Here is a 2966-nt window from a genome sequence, read left to right as displayed (position 1 = left end):
ATCATCATACTCAAACTCAAGAAATTTAGGATAAGCCCTCGACCGATTAGTATCAGTCCGCTCCATGTGTCGCCACACTTCCACTTCTGACCTATCAACCTCATCATCTCTAAGGGGTCTTACTGGCTTACGCCATGGGAAATCTCATCTTGAGGGGGGCTTCATGCTTAGATGCTTTCAGCACTTATCCCGTCCATACGTAGCTACCCAGCGATGCTCCTGGCGGAACAACTGGTACACCAGCGGTATGTCCATCCCGGTCCTCTCGTACTAAGGACAGCTCCTCTCAAATTTCCTACGCCCGCGACGGATAGGGACCGAACTGTCTCACGACGTTCTGAACCCAGCTCGCGTGCCGCTTTAATGGGCGAACAGCCCAACCCTTGGGACCTACTTCAGCCCCAGGATGCGACGAGCCGACATCGAGGTGCCAAACCTCCCCGTCGATGTGGACTCTTGGGGGAGATAAGCCTGTTATCCCCAGGGTAGCTTTTATCCGTTGAGCGACGGCCCTTCCATACGGCACCGCCGGATCACTAAGCCCGACTTTCGTCCCTGCTCGACTTGTAGGTCTCGCAGTCAAGCTCCCTTATGCCTTTGCACTCTACGAATGATTTCCAACCATTCTGAGGGAACCTTTGGGCGCCTCCGTTACTGTTTAGGAGGCGACCGCCCCAGTCAAACTGCCCACCTGACAATGTCCCTGACCCGGATCACGGGTCGAGGTTAGAATGTCAGCACCATCAGGGTAGTATCCCACCGACGCCTCCACCGAAGCTAGCGCTCCGGCTTCCAAGGCTCCTACCTATCCTGTACAAATGGTACCAACACTCACTATCAAGCTACAGTAAAGCTCCATGGGGTCTTTCCGTCCTGTCGCGGGTAACCTGCATCTTCACAGGTACTATAATTTCACCGGGTCTCTCGTTGAGACAGTATCCAAGTCGTTGCACCATTCGTGCGGGTCGGAACTTACCCGACAAGGAATTTCGCTACCTTAGGACCGTTATAGTTACGGCCGCCGTTTACTGGGGCTTCAATTCAGAGCTTCTCCCTTACGGGATAACCCCTCCTCTTAACCTTCCAGCACCGGGCAGGTGTCAGCCCCTATACTTCGCCTTACGGCTTCGCAGAGACCTGTGTTTTTGCTAAACAGTCGCTTGGATCTATTCACTGCGGCTCTCTCGGGCTTTAACACCCTAATAGAGCACCCCTTCTCCCGAAGTTACGGGGTCATTTTGCCGAGTTCCTTAACGAGAGTTCTCCCGAGCGTCTTAGAATTCTCTTCTCGCCTACCTGTGTCGGTTTGCGGTACGGGCACCTGTATTCTAACTAGAGGCTTTTCTCGGCAGCGGAGGATCAGGGATTTCGGACCCTTGGGTCCTTCACGGTCACAGCTCAGCCTTCACGGAACACGGATTTGCCTATGTTCCAGCCTTGCATGCTTCGACGCGCACAGCCAGCGGCGCGCTCACCCTACCTTTCTGCGTCCCCCCATCGTTCAAACAAATACGAGGTGGTACAGGAATATCAACCTGTTGTCCATCGCCTACGCCTTTCGGCCTCGGCTTAGGTCCCGACTAACCCTGAGCGGACGAGCCTTCCTCAGGAAACCTTGGGCTTTCGACGGAGGGGATTCTCACCCCTCTTTTCGCTACTCATACCGGCATTCTCACTTCCAAGCACTCCACTAGTCCTCACGATCTAGCTTCACAGTCCTTGGAACGCTCCCCTACCCAATCCCTACTGGGATTGCCATAGCTTCGGTGATACGTTTAGCCCCGGTACATTTTCGGCGCAGAGTCACTCGACCAGTGAGCTATTACGCACTCTTTCAATGATGGCTGCTTCTAAGCCAACATCCTGGTTGTCTAAGCAACTCCACATCCTTTTCCACTTAACGTATACTTGGGGACCTTAGCTGATGGTCTGGGCTGTTTCCCTCTTGACTACGGATCTTAGCACTCGCAGTCTGACTCCCGAGTTAAAGTTTTTGGCATTCGGAGTTTGACTGAATTCGGTAATCCTGTGGGGACCCCTCGTCCAATCAGTGCTCTACCTCCAAAACTCATCACTCGAGGCTAGCCCTAAAGCTATTTCGGGGAGAACCAGCTATTTCCGAGTTCGATTGGCATTTCACCCCTACCCACACCTCATCCCCGCATTTTTCAACATGCGTGGGTTCGGGCCTCCAGTCGGTGTTACCCGACCTTCACCCTGGACATGGGTAGATCACCCGGTTTCGGGTCTACGACAACGTACTCACTCGCCCTATTCAGACTCGCTTTCGCTACGGCTCCGCCTCATCAGCTTAACCTTGCACGTTATCGTAACTCGCCGGTTCATTCTACAAAAGGCACGCCATCACCCGTTAACGGGCTCTGACTAGTTGTAGGCACACGGTTTCAGGATCTCTTTCACTCCCCTTCCGGGGTGCTTTTCACCTTTCCCTCACGGTACTGGTTCACTATCGGTCACTAGGGAGTATTTAGCCTTGGGAGATGGTCCTCCCGGATTCCGACGGGGTTTCACGTGTCCCGCCGTACTCAGGATCCACTCTGGAGGAAACGAAGTTTCAGCTACAGGGCTGTTACCTTCTTCGGCTTGTCTTTCCAGACAATTCACCTACTCCGTTTCTTTGTAACTCCGTATAGAGTGTCCTACAACCCCAAGAGGCAAGCCTCTTGGTTTGGGCTGATTCCGTTTCGCTCGCCGCTACTCAGGAAATCGCATTTGCTTTCTCTTCCTCCGGGTACTTAGATGTTTCAGTTCCCCGGGTCTGCCTCACCCTGCCCTATGTGTTCAGGCAGGAGTACCATCCCATTACGGATGGTGGGTTCCCCCATTCGGAAATCTCCGGATCAAAGCTTACTTACAGCTCCCCGAAGCATATCGCTGTTCGTCGCGTCCTTCATCGGCTCCTAGTGCCAAGGCATTCACCGTGCGCCCTTTCTAACTTATCCATT

The 2966-nt window shown here is 53.5% G+C and carries 1 rRNA gene; it reads right to left on the bottom strand.

Annotation, left to right across the window (positions count from 1 at the left end):
• Nucleotides 1-26 precede the first annotated feature (26 nt).
• A 23S ribosomal RNA gene (locus E2L03_RS10790) occupies nt 27-2963 on the bottom strand.
• Nucleotides 2964-2966 lie beyond the last annotated feature (3 nt).

The sequence above is a fragment of the Shouchella oshimensis genome, assembly GCF_004375095.1.
Classification (GTDB): Bacteria; Bacillota; Bacilli; order Bacillales; family Bacillaceae_D; genus Shouchella; species Shouchella oshimensis.
Note: the sequence above shows the minus strand (reverse complement) of the source record. Positions and strands in the feature narration are given on the sequence as shown.